This is a genomic window from Corallococcus sp. AS-1-12 (assembly GCF_020036995.1).
GTDB lineage: Bacteria > Myxococcota > Myxococcia > Myxococcales > Myxococcaceae > Corallococcus.
In genome coordinates this window covers 19,563-36,869 of sequence record NZ_JAIQDD010000039.1, presented here as the reverse complement: position 1 = coordinate 36,869, position 17,307 = coordinate 19,563, and the positions used below count along the sequence as shown (strand labels likewise).

Genomic DNA, 17,307 nt, shown 5'->3' with positions numbered 1-17,307 from the left:
ATGCGGTATGGGCCGGGTTACAGCTCCACCTGACTGCCCAGCTCCACGACGCGGTTGGGCGGGATGCGGAAGTAGGCGGTGGCGCTGCGGGCGTTGCGGCTCATCCAGGTGAAGAGGGCCTCGCGCCAGACGGCCATGCCGGGCTTCTTGGTGGGGATGAGCGTTTCGCGGCCCAGGAAGAAGCTGGTGCCCATGAGCTGGAACTGGAGCCCCTTCTCCCGGCAGCGCTTGAGGATGTCCGGGATGCTGGGGTTCTCCATGAAGCCGTAGCGGGCCACGACGCGCACGAAGCCCTGCTCCAGGGGCTCCACCTCCACGCGCTCCTGGGCCACGACGTGGGGAATCTCCTCCGGGATGATGGTGAGAAGCACCACCTGCTCATGAAGGATCTTGTTGTGCTTCAGGTTGTGCAGGAGCGCGGGCGGGGTGCCCTCCGGGTTGCCCGTCATGAAGATGGCGGTGCCCGGCACGCGCACGGGCGGGTGGTCCCCGAAGCTGCCCAGCAGCTCCTTGAGGCCCAGGCTGGCCGCGCGCAGCTTGCCGGCGAGGATGTCCCGGCCGCGCTTCCAGGTGGTCATCAGCGTGAAGATGCAGACGGCGAGCAGCAGCGGGAACCAGCCGCCGTCCGAAATCTTCACCGCGTTGGCGCCGAAGAAGGACAGGTCCACCATCAGGAACAGGCCCGCGACGGGCAGGGCCACCGCGCGGCCCACGCCCCAGCGCTCGCGGGCCACCACGTAGGCGAGCACCGTGGTGATGGCCATGGTCGTCGTCACGGCGATGCCGTACGCCGCCGCCAGCCGGCTGGAGGAGCCGAAGCCCAGCACCAGCGCGATGACGCCCACCAGCAGCGCGGTGTTGAGGCCCGGCAGGTAGATCTGCCCCATCTCCTCCGCGGAGGTGTGCACCACCTCCATGCGCGGGCTGTAGCCCAGTTGCATGGCCTGGCGGGTGATGGAGAAGGAGCCGGAGATGAGGGCCTGGGACGCGATGACCGCGGCGCCGGTGGCCAGGGCCACCAGCGGGTAGCGGGCCCAGTCCGGGGCCAGCAGGAAGAAGGGGTTGCGGGCGGCCTCCGCGTGGCGCAGGAGCAACGCGCCCTGCCCCAGGTAGTTGAGCACCAGCGAGGGCAGCACCAGCCCGAACCACGCGCGCTTGATGGGCCCCGCGCCGAAGTGGCCCATGTCCGCGTAGAGCGCCTCGCCGCCCGTCACCACCAGGAACACCGCGCCCAGCACCAGGAAGCCGTGCCCCCCGTTGTCCATGAAGAAGTGCACGCCGTGCACGGGCGACAGCGACCAGAGCACCGCGGGGTTGTGCAGCAGCTCCTTCACCCCCAGGACGGCGATGGCCACGAACCACAGCGCCATGAAGGGGCCGAACACGGCGCCGATGCCGCCGGTGCCCTTGCGCTGCGCGAGGAAGAGCAGCCCCAGGATGATGAGCGAGATGGGGATGACGTAGGGCTCGAAGACAGGCGTGGCCACGCTCAGCCCCTCCACCGCGCTCAGCACGGAGATGGCCGGGGTGATGAGGCCGTCGCCGTAGAGCAGCGCCGCGCCGAAGATGCCCAGGGTGATGAGCACGGGCCGCGCGCGGTGCGCCTGCCCCCGGGGCCGCTGCATGGCCAGCGCCATCAGCGCGAGGATGCCGCCCTCGCCCCGGTTGTCCGCGCGCATCACGAACAAGAGGTACTTCACCGACACGACGATGATGAGCGACCAGAAGATGAGCGACAACACGCCCATCACGTTCGCCGGCGTCGGCGTGATGCCGTGCGGGCCGGTGAAGCACTCGCGCAGGGCGTAGAGCGGGCTGGTACCGATGTCCCCGTAGACGATCCCCAGCGCGCCCAGCGCCAGCGTCAGGATGCGTTTGGGAGAATCCGGCCCCTCCGAAGGGGCGGCCGGTGATTCCGAGGGTGCGTTCACGGCCCCCGCTTTAGCCGAACCCGGGCCCGGAGCAACCGAAGCCGTGACGCTCCTTTGCTTTCCAACCGCCCCGGGTGCGCCCATGTGCGCGCCTGGCGCCCTGCCCTCGGGGGTGCCGGGCCCCGGAACGAGGCGGGTGCCCGTCACCAACGCTTCCGGGGGGTGGGTGTCGAGCATCCGCAGAAGTCAGGGATGGCGGGACCTGGGACGCAGAGCGCCGCGAGCCGGGGCGTGCTCCCATGGCGGGTGCGACGGGGGGTCGTGGCATGACGATGGTGGCAACCAGGCTGGGGGAGGCGCGGCAGTACGGGGCGCGGCTCGCGGAGATTGAGGAGCGGCTGGCGCTGCTGGCGGAGGCCTCGCGGGTGCTGGCGGACGCGTCGCTGGAGCCCCCGGCGGTGATGGAGCGGCTGTGCGGCCTGGTGGTGCCCCTGTTGGGCTCCGCGTGCGCGCTGCGGCTCCTGTCGGAGGACGGGCTGTGGCTGCGCACGGTGGCGTCCGCGGCGGCGGTGCCGGAGGCGCGCGTGCGGCTGCAGGCGCTGTTCACCCAGCGGATCCGCGCGGACGAGGGCGTGGCGGCGGAGGTGCTGGACACGGGCGAGGCGCAGGGGGTGGAGGCGGTGCTGGTGCTGCCGCTGCGGGCGCGGGGGCGTCCGCTGGGGACGCTGACGGTGTGGCGCGAGGCGCCGGAGCCGGCGTCGTTCGACCCGGGGGAGCAGTTGCTGCTCCAGGAGCTGGCGGACCGGGCGGCGCTGGCGCTGGACGTGGCGCGGGCGTACGCGTCCGAGCGGCAGGCGCGGCAGGCGGCGGAGGTGGCGGCGGGGAGGCTCGCGCGGCTGCAGCACGTCACCGCGGAGCTGTCCGAGGCGCTCACCGCGGCGCGCGTGGCGGAGGTGGTGCTGGAGCAGGGGCTGGCGGTGGCGGACGCGAAGGCCGGGGCGCTGTGGGGCGTGGCGCCGGACGCCACGAGCGCCACGCTGCTGCGCTGCGCGGGCTGCACGCCGGACGCGGCGGAGCGGCTGAAGCGGATGCCCCTGGAGGGGGACTCGCCGGTGGCCCGGGTGCTGCGCGCGTCGCGGCCGGTGTGGCTGATGGCGGAGGACGCGCTGTCCGGGTCGGAGCGGCCGGCGCCCTCGTCCGCGTGCCTGCCGCTGGTGGCGGACGGGCGGGCCCTGGGGGTGCTGGTGTTCACCTTCGGCCTGCCGCACGGGTTCGACGACGACGAGCGGGCCTTCCTCCAACTGGTGGCGCACCACGCGGCGCAGGCGCTGGCGCGGGCGCGGCTGCTGGAGCGGGAGCAGCGGGCGCGGGCGGCGCTGCGCGAGGCGCACGGGACGCTGGAGGCCATCATCCAGGCGAGCCCCACGGCCATCATGCTGCTGGACCCGGACGGCACCGTGCGGCTGTGGAACCCGGCCGCGGAGCGGATGCTGGGGTGGACGGCGGAGGAGGTGCTGGGGAAGGTGTTGCCGGCCGTGCCGGCGGAGCACTGGGAGGCCTTCCGCCACGGCCTGGAGCGCGCCACGCGGGGCACGGTGCTGGACGGCGCGCCGCTGGCGGCGCGGCGGCGTGACGGCGGCGCGGTGCAGGTGGCCATGTGGACGGGGCGCGTGCACCCGGCGAGCGGCCCGCCGCAGTGCCTGAGCGTGATGGTGGACATCACCGAGCGCCAGCGCGGCGAGGCGGCGCAGCGCTTCCTCGCGGAGGCCGGCGGGGTGCTGGCGGGGAGCCTGGAGGAGGAGGAGACGCTGGAGCGCGTGGCGCACCTGGCGGTGCCGCAGTACGCGGAGGCCTGCGGCGTGTTCCTGGAGGACGAGTCCGGCGGCGTGCGCTGCGTGGCCACGGCGGGCGTGGAGCCCGCGGAGGTGCCGCCCCCGGGGCTCGCGGTGGTGGCGCGGGTCATCCAGTCCGGGAGGCCGGAGTCGCGCTCCGGGCTGTCGCAGGGGGACCCGGCGTGCGCGCGGGCGGGCGGGACGTGCGCGTACCTGTGCGTGCCGCTGCGGGTGCGCGGGCACACGCTGGGGGCGCTGACGTTCGTCACGTCGAAGGGGGCGTACGACGCGCAGGACCTGGCGCTGGCGCAGGAGCTGGCCCGGCGGGCGGCGCTGGCGCTGGACAACGCGAGCCTCTACCGGGACGCGCGCCAGGCCATCCGCCTGCGCGAGGAGTTCCTGTCCATCGCGAGCCATGAGCTGAAGACGCCCATCAGCGCGCTGCAGCTCCAGGTGCAGAGCCTGCTGGCGGGGCTGGCGCGGTCCGGGGCGACCTTCGACCCGGAGCGGCTCAAGCGCGGCCTGGAGCGGGTGGACCGGCAGGTGAAGCGGCAGACGCTGCTGGTGAACGACCTGCTGGACGTGTCCCGCCTGAGCGCGGGGAAGCTGGAGCTGGTGCGGGAGCCCCTGGAGCTGGGGGCGCTGGTGCGCGAGGTGGCCGAGCGCTTCGAGCAGGAGTACGCGCGCTCGGGCACGCCGCTGGAGCTGTCGCTGGCGCCGGCGGTGACGGGGCAGTGGGACCGGCTGCGGTTGGACCAGGTCTTCACCAACCTGTTCTCCAACGCGCTGAAGTACGGGCGGGGCAACCCGGTGCACGTGTCACTGGAGGTGGAGGGCGACCGGGCCCGGCTGCGGGTGAAGGACGGCGGCATCGGCATCGCGAAGGAGCACCTGCCGCGCCTGTTCCACCGCTTCGAGCGCGCGGTGTCCGAGCGCAACTACGGCGGCTTCGGGCTGGGGTTGTGGATCGCCCGCCAGATTGTGGAGGCGATGGGAGGCCACATCGAGGTGGACAGCGTCCTGGGCGAGGGCTCCACGTTCACCGTGGAGCTGCCGCGAGGCTAGCGGTGGCGGGCGGGGAGCCCCTCCGCGATGAAGCCGCAGCCGCGCTGGGATTCGCGGCGGTGGAGGGCGTGGCAGCGCTCGGGGGCGCGGCAGTCGGTGTCGCGGGTGCAGGGCTGGAAGCAGTAGCCGCTCGCCTCATCGCAGGTGAGGCCCGGGCCGCACGGGGCCTGGTCATCGCAGCGGGTGCGGCACTCGAAGGCCTCGGTTTCGAGCGTGGGCTCGGCGAAGCCGCGCAGGCAGTCCTGGTGCGCGGCGCAGGGCGCTTCGTCCAGACAGGCGGGGCCCACGAAGGGGCGGCAGATGGGCACCTCGCCCGGGAAGTCCGTCTCGCAGCGCTCGCCCTTCGGGCAGGCGCGGTCGCGGCAACTGGGGACGCAGGCGCCCTGGACGCGGTAGGGATTGGGGGCGCACTCGGTGCCGGTGGCGCAGGCGCCCGGGTCGTGCACGTCGCACGGCGGGCCGCAGAACTCATGGACGCAGAGGAGCCCCGGCGCGCAGCGGCCCTCCGGCTCCTGGGAGTAGCCCGTGCACCGCGCTCCCGCGCGCAGCGTCCCCTGGGGCACGCAGCGGCGCAGGGCCTGGCCTGACGCGGACGTGCCCACGGGGTGGCAGGTGTCGGACGGGGTGCAGTCCGACGCGTCGTCGCAGAAGCGGTGCAGGGGCTCGCAGTCGCGGAAGCCGTAGTCCGGGTGGCGCGCGCACACGGTGTCTGCGGGGCACGCGTCGTCCGAGCCGCAGCGGTCCTCGCAGGCGAGCGAGCCCCGGGTGTCCGCGTGGCAGTTGGACGGGACGTTCGACAGGCGGATGCCGTTGCTCAGCACGACGACGCCGTCACGGGGCTCGAGCCCGCCCCGTGCCGGGTCGTCCGACAGGTCCGCCTGCGCGGCGAGGTCCGGCCCGGGCCACGCGAGCCACACGCCCGTGCCCACGGCGGTCACGAGCGCGGTGAAGGCGATGAGGAGGCAGAGCTTGCGCGGGTTCACCGGGGACCGCCTCCTCGAGTCGCGGGGGCGGAGCCTACAACGCCAGGAGCAGCAGCGACGCCTGCTCCTCGGGCGAGGCCGCGAGGAAGGCGTCCGGCAGCGTGATGACCGTGGGCGGCATGAACGAGCGGTCGCAACTGCGCTTCCCCTCGTAGGTGCGGCCCTCCTCCTTCGCCTTCAGCCGGTAGGTGCAGTCGCGCACGTACACGGTCAGCTCCCGCGGCGACAGCGTCAGGGTGACGGGGCGCCCGTAGAAGCCGCCCTTCGCCTTCACCGCGTCGCCGTCCTTCTTCACGTCCAGGTTCACCACCGAGGTCCCGATGTTGCCCTTCACCTTCTCGTCCTCCAGCTTCAACGCCACCGGGGCGTCCGCCACGCGGCCTCGCAGCTCGCCGGGAAGGCGGGACACCTGGAACTCCGGCCCCGTGACGTTGTCCGGCGTCATCCGCAGGTTGAACTGCGTCCGCGCGACGCTGAAGGCGAGCTGGTCCTGCTCGGAGGACGCCCACGCTCCGCCCACACCCGCGAGCACCGCCAACACTCCCACACCCCGACGCAATGACTGTCTGTCGCGCTTCATGGTTAGGAATCTCCTCGCTGACCTGGACAATGTGTAACGTCCCCGGGCCGCCGACATACCGGCGGCGGCCCGGTTCCTCCGAAGCGGGGCCTACCTTCCGCCCGCTGCCCCGCTCCCCTGCTCCGCCCCCGGGGCCTGGAGGTGCTTCTCGAAGAACATCAGCGCCGTCGTCTGGGCCATGTCCCGGTTGGTCTTCTTCTGGAAGCCGTGGCCCTCGTCCGTGGCCAGCAGGTACCAGACGTCCGAGCCCTTCTTGCGCACCGCCTGGACGATCTGCTCCGCCTCCGACTGCGGCACGCGCGGGTCGTTGGCCCCCTGCTGCACGAAGAGCGCCGCGCGAATCTTGTCCACCGAGCCCAGCGGGGAGATGCGCTCCTGCACCTTGCGCACCGCCGGGTCGCGCTCGTCGCCGTACTCCGCGCGCCGCAAATCCCGCCGGTACGCCTGCGTGTTCTGCAGGAACGACGGCAGGGACGAGATGCCCACCACGTCCACCGCCGCCTTGATGCGCTCCGGGTAGAACGCCACCGTCGCCAGCGTCATGTAGCCGCCGTACGAGCCGCCGTAGACGCCCACCCGAGCCGCGTCCAGCTCCGGCCGGGAGGCGACGAAGTCCAGCGTGGCCCCGATGTCCGCCAGGCTCGCCTCGCGCTTCACGCCGTCATCCATGGCGCGGTACGCCTTGCCGTAGCCCTCCGAGCCGCGCACGTTGGGCAGCAGCACCGCCATCCCCAGCTCCGTCACCATCAACTGCGTCTGCGCGCTGAAGATGGGCTGGCTCTGCCCCTCCGGGCCGCCGTGGAACATCACCACCACCGGCACCTTCCCCTTCGCGTTCTTCGGCAGGTACAGGAACGCCGGCACCTTCACGCCATCCGTGGACGGGTAGCGCACCAGCTCCGGCTCCACGAACGTCTCCGGATCCAACCCGCCCACCTCCGAGCGCGTCCAGCGCGTGGTCTTCTTCGTGCCCAGGTCCACCGTGAAGATGTCCAGCGGCACGCGCGCCGACGTCAGCGAGAACGCCACGCGGTCCGAGCGCTTGTTCGGGAAGTGGACCTGCGAAATCACCCCGCGCGGCGTCTCCACCGGCGACAGCGCCTGGGTGCGCGTGTCCAGCAGGTACAGCTTGCCGTAGCCCTCCTCGTTGATGGCCACCGCCAGCTTGCGCCCGTCCGGGGACAGCTCCAGGTTCTGCACGTTCCAGCGCACCGACTTCGTCAGCGACTGCGGCGCGGCCGGGGGCGCGCCCGTGAGCGGCAGCCGGTACACCTCCGCGAAGTCGCTGTAGCGGTCCGTGGCCACGTACACGCCCTGCCCGTCGTGCGTGAAGACGGCGGCGTCCACGCTGCCCTTGCCCTCCTTGGGCGTGAGCTGCGTGCGCGCGTTCGTCTTCACGTCCACCACGCTCAGGTCCGCGTCGTCCGCCGCGCGGAACTGGCGCACCAGCAGCTTCGAGCCGTCCGGGGAGAACTCCAGCGGCGCCCAGCTCCCCGCCGCCTCCGTCACCCGCTTCGCCTGCCGGGGGTCCGCCGTGGGCGCCACGTACACGTCCGTGTCCTTGCCGTTGCGCCCCGTGCCCGCGTACGCGAGCCAGCGCCCGTCCCTGGACACCACCAGCTCCTCATGCCGGCTCTTGCCGTCCGTCAGCAGCTCCGAGCGGCCCGTGCGCCGGTCCAGCTTGAGCACCTGGTAGAACTCTCCGCCGCCCGTGTCCTGCAGGTAGAAGACAATCTGCGGGTTGCCCGGCAGGAAGCGCGCCCGGTTGATGGGCTCCTTCGCGAAGGTGAGCTGCGTGCGCGCGCCCAGCGGCATCTCCACCAGGTGGAGCTGGTTGACGTCCGCGAAGCGCGTGGAGATGAGCACCTGCTGGCCATCCGCGCTCACGTCCAAAAGCTGCGCGGAGCGGGACTCCAGGTACTGCTGCACGCGCTGGGAGAGCGCGGGCGGCACCGGCGGCACGCCGCTCACCCACAAATTGGGCAGGCCGGGCAGCGGGGCGATGCCAGGGACGGCGGACGGCGCCTTCGCGGCGGCCGGCGCGGGGGCCGCCTTCGACGGCGCGGGCGCGGGCGTCTGCGCCGTGAGCAGGGACACGATGAGCGGGAGGGACGCGAGGTTCATGGTGCCGCCGACCCTACCAGCGCCGTCGCGTTCCCCGGCATCCCCGCGCGATGACGCGTTCTGAACACGGGATGCCCCCGGCCGGGTGATGCGGCGCGGCGGCCGGGCGAGCGCGACGGCGGGGCCGGGTGATCGCCCTGAACTCCACGCGGGAGCCCTTGGCGCCCGTGATGCCCGGGACTTGCGACGTGCGCCAGTGCACAACGTCGCGAGCGGACAGTGGCCCTTGCGTGGGGGTTCGCCCGCGTGGGGGTGATGCCCACCCTTCCCCCTGTCGACATCGGTGCCGAGCCGCGTCCGCGGCCCGCCGGGAGGGGGACTTCGACATGGCCTGGATGCGGGGGAAGACACTGCTCGTCGTCGCGCTCACGTCGCTGGGGGTGTTCGCGCCCGCGTGCGGCGGCGGCCCGGCGGAGGACTCCGGCGCGCCGCCCACGCAGGACGGGCCGGTGCTCGTCCCGCCCACCCAGGCCCAGTTGCGCATCGTGCAGGCCGCGCCGGGCGCGCCCGCGATGGACGTGTACCTCGCGGGCGACCCCACGCCCGTGGCCCGGGCCGTGGCCTATGGCGCCACCACGCCCTACCTCACGCGCGACGCGGGCGCCGTCACAGTGGAGCTGCGGCCCACGGGCTCGGCGGCAAACTCCGCGCCCGTCGTGTCCCAGCGGGTGGGCATGGAGGCCGGGACGCGCTGGACGGTGGTGACCGCGGGGGCCTTCGCCTCCCCGGACTCCGACGCGGCGATGCGCGCGCTGCTCCTGCGCGACAACACCGTGCCCGCGGACGGCGGCCAGACGCGCGTGCGCATCGTCAACGCCGGCACGGACGCGCCGACGGTGGACGTGGACCTGGGCAATGACGGCTCGGTGGAGGTGGCGTCGCTCGCGCGCTTCAAGGAGTCCGGCGAGGAGGCCCAGGTGCTGCCCTCCGGCGCCGCGTTCCAGGTGGGCCTGCGCACGGGCGGCAGGGCGCTGACGTCCTTCACGGTGCCCGCGCCCGGCTCCGGCACCGACACGCTCATCGTCGCCACCGGCCTCATGTCCGCGCCCGCGCGCGCGGGCGACGGCTTCTCGCTGCTCACCGCGGGCCGGGACGGCACGCTGGCCATCCTCCGGCAGAACCCCACGGTGTACGTGCTGCACGCGTCACCAGACGCGCCCGCGCTGGACCTCTTCGCCAGCGACCGCGAGCTGTCCGGGGGCCTCTCGTACGGCGCGCTGTCCTCGCCGCTCCAGGTGCCGCCGGGCGCGTACACGCTGGACTTCTTCGCCGCCGCGCCCGGCACGGAGCGCCCCGCGGGCGCGCCGGTGGTGACGGCGACGACGCCCACGCTCGTCCCGGGCGAGCGCTACCTGATGGTCGCCGCGGGCTACCTCGCGCCGCCCCGGCCGGCGGCGTCCGCCTTCACGCTGCTGCCCCTCACGGACCGCTTCGCGAGCGACCCATCCAACCTGCGCCTGCGCTGGGTGCACGCGGCCGCGGACACCCCCGCCGTGGACGTGGGCCCGCTGGGCTCGGAGCGCCGCGTGCTGCCGGACGCGCCCTTCCTCGACGTGCCCTTCGCCTCCGCCACCGCGCAGGACGGGCTGCCGCTGCCGTCCGGTGGCACCGTCACCCTGGGCGTGGTGCCGTCCAACGACGCCAACCGCGCGCCGCGCACGAGCTTCTCCGTGACGCCCCAGCCGGACACGCGCGTCTTCGCCGTCGCCACCGACACGCCGGGCTCCATGCCCGGGAGCTGGGACCTCCAGTTGCTGTGGGTGGACACCACGCGCACGCCGTGGACCGTGAGCACGCGGGCCCACGCGCCCTGACGTCAGAAGGCCCAGCCCAGGTTGAGCAGGAGGCGCTGGGTGAGGTTCCACGACGACTGGTGGAGCCGCACCCACTCCGTCCCGCCGCCACTGCCCAGCCGGACGGTGTCATAGGCGAGCGCGTCGCGCCGGGCTCCGAACCCCACGCCGCCCTGCACCGTGAAGCCGGGCTCCACCACCACGGTGTATCCCAGGACCGCCATTCCCCCCACGAACCAGTTGTCCGCGTGGGTGTCCTCGGGCTCTCCCAGGAGGCTCCCCACCATCCCGTTGGAGCTCCGGCCCACGCCCACCTCCAGGCGCGGTGACAGCCACAGCCCCTGGGGGGCCCGGCCCGTCAGGTAGAAGCGCGCCGAGGGCGCCAGGCCGACTTGAAAGAACGAGCGGTTGTAGCCCTCCGCCCCGCTGAGCTCCTCCTCCTCGAACCGCGTCCGGTCGTGGCTGAACGTCGCGGACACGCCCAGCCCCAAGGAGAAGCGCTCCCCCAGCACGCGCTCCCCCTCCAGGGACAACTGACCCAGGTTCTGGAGGGGGACGGACACCGTCACCACGTTGCGCCGCTCCACCGGGAACGACCCCGTGGTGATGCCGTCCTCCGCGAACGCCGCCGCCGACACCAGCACCAGCGACACACCCAGCTTCCACTGCATCGCGACCATGTGATGAACCCCCGTCATGAAGCCGGACCCCCAAGGTCCGCCATGCCGGGGATGCCCATCGCAATCGATGTGCCAGCCTGACGACAGAGGGAGCGACGCGCCGGTGGCGCCCGGCCGCGTGACAACGTGTCCCCGGCGCGAGCGGACACGCGTGTCACCGTGTCACGGCGACGGGAGCTTCGCCTGGGCCTGCTCGCGGCGCAGTTGGAGCACGCGCACGTCCGGATCCACCAGCAGCCGCTCCGGCGGGAACGCCGAGCGCAGCGTCACCCGCACGGACTCACCGGCGCCGGGCTCCACGCGCGTCACGGCCTCCGCGGCCTCCGCGGGCACGGCGGACTCCCCGGCCTTCGTCACCGTCACCTCCACCGGCATGCGGCCCGTGCCCACGTTCGTCACCGTCGCCGTGGTCACCCACTGGCCGCGCTCCTTCGTCACGCGCGCGTCGCTGACGCGGTACTCGGGCACCACGACCTCGAAGAAGGCCTGGCGGGTGAAGCGGTCGAACGCCTCAGGGGACGGCGCGAAGGGGCGCATCACCGCGATGAAGTCCTGCAGCACCGGGTGGTCGGCGTTGTTCATGGAGTGCTTCAGGAAGGCCTGGAGCCCCGCGTGCATCGCGTCGCGGCCCATCAGGTCCTCCAGCATCCAGAACGTCCAGCCGCCCTTCTCGTAGAGGACCACCGTGTCGCCCTCGCGCGAGTCGTCCAGCTTCACCAGCGGCTGCTCGCCGTCCACGCGCCGGCCCTTGCCGTAGCGCTCCTCCAGGCGCTTCGCGGTCTGCCGGCGCGCCTCCTGTCCGTCGAGCTGCTCGATGAGCTTCAGCGCCGAGTAGTGCGACATGCCCTCCGACAGCACGTTTCCGCCGGGCCCCTTGCCGGGGATGAGCAGGTTGCCCCACCACTGGTGCGCGGCCTCGTGCGCGGTGACGAGCAGCACCGCGTTCGACTCCGGCGTCGTCCGCGTGAGGAACCCGATGGACTCCGAGAACGTGATGTTCGTGGGGAAGCCCTGCGCCTGGTTCGCCAGGCCGGCGAACTCGGACAGCTTCAGCTCCGCCCACGGGAACGGGTGGAACCACTCCGAGTAGTACCGGCGCGCGGCCTCCAGCCCCCGCATCATCTCCGGCACGTTGTAGCCATGCGCCGGGTCGTGGAACACCACCGCGCCCGCGCCGTCCACGCGGGTCCACCGGCCCGCGATGACGTTGAAGAAGCTCACCGGGTGGTCGCTGCGCCACACGGTGGTGCGCCGGCCGTCCTTCACCGTGTCGCTCTCGCGCACGCCCACGGAGTTGAGCGTGTAGGCCTCCGGGCCGCTCACGCGGATGCGGAAGGGGAACGGCAGGTTGCTGCCCCAGGCGGACTCCGTGGGCCCCTCGTGGAAGTCGTCCGGGTACACGCGCGGCTCGTACTTGTTCTCCTCCGGGTCGATGCCGCGCTCCTCCTCGTAGCCCACCACCGGCGCGAACGTGGCCGTCTCGCTGGTGAGCACCGCGCCCGCCGGGAGGATGAACTCCCGGAACGCGCCGCCCGCGCGGGACACGCCCGCCGGGACGTGGCCCGCGTACTGGAAGCCCACCGTCACCTTCGCGCCGGGGGGCAGCGGCGTGGGCGGGGTGAAGACATACAGCCCGGCGCGGTCCTCCGGCGTCACGTCCTTTCCGTCCAGCGTCCAGCGCACGTCCGTCCATCCGTCGCCGCCGCTCAAGGCGAAGCGAGGCAGCGCCACGGCGTGCCGGTTCAGCAGCGTGTACGTGCCCTTCATGCGGAAGGCGCTCGCCTCCGGCTCCAGGTCCACGTCCAGGTCCACGTCCGCCAGCATGGGCCGCGGCGCGTCCTTCCACGTCGCCAGGTTCTTCTGCCAGTACTCCTTCGCGCGCTTCTTCGCCGCCGCGCCCTGGTGGCCCTGCCCCACGAGGATGCCCAGCCACGTCAGCGCCACCACCGGCACCGCCAGGTACGGCGCCAGCCGCCACAGCCCGCGCGCGAGGCCCGCGGGCTTCAGTCCCTCCAGCGTCGTCACCGCGTCGCGGACGCGCCGGCCGTCCAGGCGCACCGCCAGCGCGGTGAAGAAGACGGCCCCGCCCAGCGCGGCCACGCGGTTGAGCACCAGCGCGGCGCGGTCCACCTGGAAGGCGCCCAGGTCGGTCCACCGCACCGCGTCCCACAGGGGCCAGTTCGTCACCCAGGTGAGGTCGCCTCGCACGGCGACGTAGCCGGTGAGCCCCAGCGCGGACAGAGCCAGCGCGTAGGTGCCGAAGCGGCCCCCCGTCACCGCGCGCGCGGCCAGGATGAAGCCCGTCCACAAGAGGAAGGTGGGGAACAGCAACAGGCCCCACACCAGCACATACGGCGTCAGCGACAGCGGCACCGTGCCCTGGAACACCTGCACCAGCGAGCCCGCGAGCGCCATGGCCGTCAGCAGCGCCACCGCCACCAGGGTGTTCGCCAGCGCCTTGCCCAGCAGCACCGACAGCGTGCGCACCGGGGTCGCGTCGTGGATGGGCGCGAAGTGGGAGGCCTGCTCGCGCTCCAGCGACTCCACCACGTAGAACATCAACAACAGACACACGAGCACGGACGCCTGTCCCATCGTGTGCACCGCGAAGCGGCCGGGCACCAGCAGCACGCGCGTGTCGAAGGGGCCCACCCCCGTGGCGCCCTGGGACATCATCTGGAACCCCAGCAGCGGCAGGAACAGGTAGAGCCCCGGCTGCGACAGCAGGCCCCGCCCCTCCGCGCGCGCCACCGTCCACAGCCCCGTCCAGAAGCCCGGCGGACGGACGGACATGCGCAGCGCGGACAGCGGCGCCTCCGCGTGCGACAGCGCCACCTGCGCGGGAGGCGCGTCCAGGAGGACGCTCTTGCGAGGGCCCTTCGCGCGCACCTCGCCCCGGAGCGCGCGGCGGAAGTGGCGCTCACTCCAGGCCACCGCGCCCAGGCCCAGGGCCATGAACACGAAGCGGCTGGTGACGAAGAGGGCGTCCAGGCCCACGGGCTGCGTGTTGTAGAAGTCCACGCCCCGGTCCACCTTGAGCCACTCCTCCGTGAGCCACCGGAAGCCGCCGGGGTCCAGCGCCATCAGGAGCCGGTTCACGCGCGGATCCAACCAGCCGGGGGACCAGTCCCAGAGGAAGAACGCGCAGAGGAAGAACAGCCCCACCGGCAGGAAGTACACCGGCACCGCGCGGCGCGTGCGCTCGCCCGTGGCGAAGGCCATGCCCGCCATGAAGACGATGAGCGGCAGGCCAAACCCCGCCGCGGCGCCCACGTAGTTCCCCCACGCGAAGGGCCCGCGGAACTCCGCGTCCGCGCCCGCCGGCACGACGTGGTGGAAGAAGACGAGCAGCCCCATCATCCACCCGAGCGCCAGCACGTACGCGCCCAGCACGCCCGCGAACTTGCCCCACACGTACTCCGCGGGCGTCAGCGGCGTGGTGTGCAGCAGGTGCTGCACGCGGGCCTCGTCGTCGGAGATGACGGACATGCCCGCGCCCACGGACACGAAGAAGGTGAACAGCATGAACGTGAGCAGCACCACCGTCTGCGCGACGGCGAAGGCGCTGGTGATCCACGCCTTCTTGCCTCCCACCTCCGTGCTGCCCGCGTCGATGGTGACGTTGCCGGAGGACACGCCCCACACCACCAGCACCAGCAGCACCAGCAGCACCCAGAACAGCGGGCGCCGGGTCTGGTGACGCCCCTCCGTGCGCGCCACGCGCCAGAGCCGGGCCGCGTTCACGCGCCCACCGCCGGGGCCTTGGGCTCGTCCTTCATCAGGAGGAGGTAGGCGTCCTCCAGCGTGGGCGGCGTGCGCTCGAAGCCGGGGGGCACGGGCGTGCCCGGGGCGGCGTGGATGCGCACGCGGTTCTTCCCCTCGAAGAGCACGGCCTGGGTGACGCGCCAGGCCTGCTGGAAGGCGGCCATGTCCGCCGGGGGGACGGTGCCCTCGAAGAGGGAGTCCTGGAGGGCGGCCTTCGCCTCGGTGGGGCTGGTGATGGTCATCACGCGGCCGTGGCGGATGACGGCGAAGCGCGGGCAGAGCATGGCCACGTCCTCCACGATGTGCGTGGACAGGAGCACCGTGCGCTCGTGGGCCATCTCCGCGAGCAGCCGGTAGAAGCGCTGGCGCTCCTCGGGGTCCAGGCCTGCGGTGGGCTCGTCCACGATGAGGAGCTTCGGGTCACCGGCCAGGGCCTGCGCGATGCCCAGCCGCTGCCGCATGCCGCCGGAGTACTCCTTCACCTTGCGCTTCGCCGCGAAGGTGAGGTTCACGCGCTCCAGCAACTGGGCGCACAGGGCCGTCAGCCCCTGCGGCGCGGTGACGCCCTTGAGCTCCAGCAGGTAGCGCAGCATGTCCTGGCCGGAGAGGTACGGGTAGAAGCCGAACTCCTGCGGCAGGTAGCCCAGGTGCGGGCGCAGCGCCTCCGGGTGGCGCACCAGGTCCAGGCCGTCGAGCGTCACCTCGCCGGAGGTCGGCTCCAGCAGGCCGGAGAGGATCTTCATCAGCGTGGACTTGCCCGCGCCGTTGGGCCCGAGCAGGCCGAACATCCCCTTGGGGACGTCCAGGTCCACGCCACGAAGGGCCGTCACCGGCCCCGGATACACCTTCACCAGGTTGCGCAGGCTGAGCATGTGGCCCGTTCTACGACGAAGCGGGGGCCTCCATTTCCAGCGTCGCGCATGAAAGGGGCACGGGAGCGCCTTCGCGCGTGCGGCCCTACGCGCTCTTCAACCGGGGCCGGTGGCGCGTGCCGCGCTTCACGGGCTCCAGTTGCGCGAGCACCCGGCTGATCTCCACCAACTCCACGGGCTTGACCAGGTGCAGGTCGAAGCCGGCGTCCTCGCTGCGGGCCCGGTCCTCCGGCGTCCCATAGCCCGTGAGCGCGATGATGTGCGCGTCCGAGACCATGCGCCCGCGCAGCTCCCGCGCCACCTGGAACCCGTCCAGGCCCGGCAGGCCGATGTCCAGGATGATGACGTCGTAGGTGCCGGGGGTCGCCATGCGGAGCGCCTCCGCGCCATCCGCGGCCACGGCGACGGTGTGGCCCCACATCTGGAGCATCTCGCACAGGCCTTCGCGCGCGTCCGGGTTGTCGTCCACCAGGAGGATGCGCCACTCGCCCCGGGAGGGCTCGATGCGCTCCAGGGGGGCCTCCGGCCTCACGTCATCCGTGAGCAGCGACAGCGTGACGGTGAAGGTGCTGCCCCGGCCGGGGCCCTCGCTGAAGGCCTCCACGTGGCCGCCGTGCTCCTCCACCAGGTTGCGCACCAGCGTCAGGCCAATGCCCAGCCCGCCCCGGCTGCGCGCGAGCCCCGCGTCCAACTGCGCGAAGAGCTCGAAGATGCGCTCCTGGTCCTCCGGCAGCAGGCCGATGCCGGTGTCCTGCACGGAGACGCGCACGCGCGAGTCATCGGACCCATGGGCGCTCACGGTGACGGTGCTGCCCGCGGGGGAGTACTTGGCGGCGTTGTCCAGCAGGTTGATGAAGACCTGCTCCAGGCGCGTCCGGTCGCCGTCCACCCAGCAGGGCTCGGTGGGGAGGGACTCCCGCAGGAGGAGCCCGCGCTCCTCCATCACGGGCCGCGCGGCGGCGAGCGAGTGCTGCAACACGGTGTTGAGGTCCAGCCGGCCGCGGCGCAGCGAGTACTTGCCGCGCGTGATGCGGCTGACGTCGAGCAGGTCGTCCACCAGGTGGCGCAGGTGCTTCACCTGCCGCTCGATGATGTCGCGGCGGTGCGTGTCGGCTTCGGACAGGCCGTTCGAGTCCTTCTGTCCCAGCATCTGCACCGCGAGGGAGATGGCGGCCAGCGGGTTGCGCAGCTCGTGGGCGAGCATGGCGAGGAACTCGTCCTTCTTGCGGTCGGCCTCCTCCAGACGGGCGGCGTTCGCCAGGGCCTCGCGCTCCACGCGCCGCAGGCGCAGGACGCTGTTGACGGTGGCGATGAGCTCCTCGGGGTCGAAGGGCTGGGTGAGGTAGACGTCCGCGCCGGCCCGCAGGCCCGCGACCTTCTTCTCCGCGGTGATGAAGGTGGCGGAGGTGTGGATGATGGCGATCTCACAGGTGCGCGGGTCCTCCTTCAGCAGCCGGCACACCTCGTAGCCGCTCATGTCGGGCAGCTTCACGTCGAGCACGATGACGTCAGGGCGGGAAGCGAAGGCGACCCCCAGGGCCTCTTCCCCGGTGACCGCCTCCAGCACGTGGTAGCCCGCCTGCCGCAGCGAGAAGGTCCCCAGGTAGAGGCTCGCGGGCGTGTCGTTGACGTGGAGGACGGTGGCTTTGGCGGTAGCGAGCACGGGCGACGTTCCCAGGGAGGAGCCAATTCCACTTCTACCCCGGGCCCGGAACCCACGCGATCCGGCATCACTCCGCGTC

10 protein-coding genes are annotated in these 17,307 nt (G+C 72.7%); 2 read left to right on the top strand and 8 right to left on the bottom strand.

Features of this window, described 5'->3' with window-relative positions:
* Positions 1 to 17: 17 nt before the first annotated feature.
* Entirely contained in the window at positions 18 to 2,015 is a 1,998-nt protein-coding gene (locus K8556_RS35870; RefSeq protein ID WP_370640022.1) for a potassium transporter Kup, read from the bottom strand.
* 182 nt (positions 2,016 to 2,197) lie between these two features.
* Between K8556_RS35870 and K8556_RS35865 the strand changes: the two genes are divergently transcribed.
* Positions 2,198 to 4,768, top strand: coding sequence for a GAF domain-containing protein (locus tag K8556_RS35865; protein WP_223744623.1), 2,571 nt, complete (start codon positions 2,198 to 2,200; stop codon positions 4,766 to 4,768).
* On the opposite strand, the gene K8556_RS35860 is transcribed toward K8556_RS35865, so the two are convergent.
* The 3 genes from K8556_RS35860 to K8556_RS35850 all read right to left on the bottom strand — a co-directional run bounded on the left by K8556_RS35860 (position 4,765) and on the right by K8556_RS35850 (position 8,455).
* Positions 4,765 to 5,751, bottom strand: coding sequence for a hypothetical protein (locus K8556_RS35860; RefSeq protein ID WP_223744622.1), 987 nt, complete (start codon positions 5,749 to 5,751; stop codon positions 4,765 to 4,767). The two genes, K8556_RS35865 and K8556_RS35860, sit on opposite strands and share 4 nt — an antisense overlap.
* Before the next feature lie 34 nt (positions 5,752 to 5,785).
* A complete protein-coding gene (locus K8556_RS35855) occupies positions 5,786 to 6,331 on the bottom strand; it encodes a hypothetical protein (protein WP_223744621.1) in 546 nt (181 codons plus the stop codon).
* A 90-nt stretch (positions 6,332 to 6,421) separates the two neighbouring features.
* Complete coding sequence (locus K8556_RS35850; protein WP_223744620.1) at positions 6,422 to 8,455, bottom strand: alpha/beta fold hydrolase; 2,034 nt, start codon at positions 8,453 to 8,455, stop codon at positions 6,422 to 6,424.
* A 326-nt stretch (positions 8,456 to 8,781) separates the two neighbouring features.
* Between K8556_RS35850 and K8556_RS35845 the strand changes: the two genes are divergently transcribed.
* Complete coding sequence (locus K8556_RS35845) at positions 8,782 to 10,269, top strand: DUF4397 domain-containing protein (protein WP_223744619.1); 1,488 nt, start codon at positions 8,782 to 8,784, stop codon at positions 10,267 to 10,269.
* A 2-nt stretch (positions 10,270 to 10,271) separates the two neighbouring features.
* Here K8556_RS35845 and K8556_RS35840 read toward each other — a convergent pair whose 3' ends face one another.
* From K8556_RS35840 to K8556_RS35825, 4 genes are all read right to left on the bottom strand, one after another.
* Positions 10,272 to 10,946, bottom strand: coding sequence for an autotransporter outer membrane beta-barrel domain-containing protein (locus tag K8556_RS35840; protein WP_223744618.1), 675 nt, complete (start codon positions 10,944 to 10,946; stop codon positions 10,272 to 10,274).
* Between the two features lie 144 nt (positions 10,947 to 11,090).
* Entirely contained in the window at positions 11,091 to 14,672 is a 3,582-nt protein-coding gene (locus K8556_RS39900) for a M1 family aminopeptidase (protein ID WP_223744617.1), read from the bottom strand.
* Positions 14,669 to 15,565 (bottom strand): ABC transporter ATP-binding protein, encoded by an 897-nt coding sequence (locus K8556_RS35830; protein WP_223744616.1) that lies wholly within the window; start codon positions 15,563 to 15,565, stop codon positions 14,669 to 14,671. Before K8556_RS35830 ends, K8556_RS39900 begins: the two co-directional genes overlap by 4 nt.
* An 85-nt stretch (positions 15,566 to 15,650) precedes the next feature.
* Positions 15,651 to 17,228: a response regulator gene (locus tag K8556_RS35825; RefSeq protein ID WP_223744615.1), complete on the bottom strand. Its 1,578-nt coding sequence runs from the start codon at positions 17,226 to 17,228 to the stop codon at positions 15,651 to 15,653.
* Between the last annotated feature and the right edge of the window lie 79 nt (positions 17,229 to 17,307).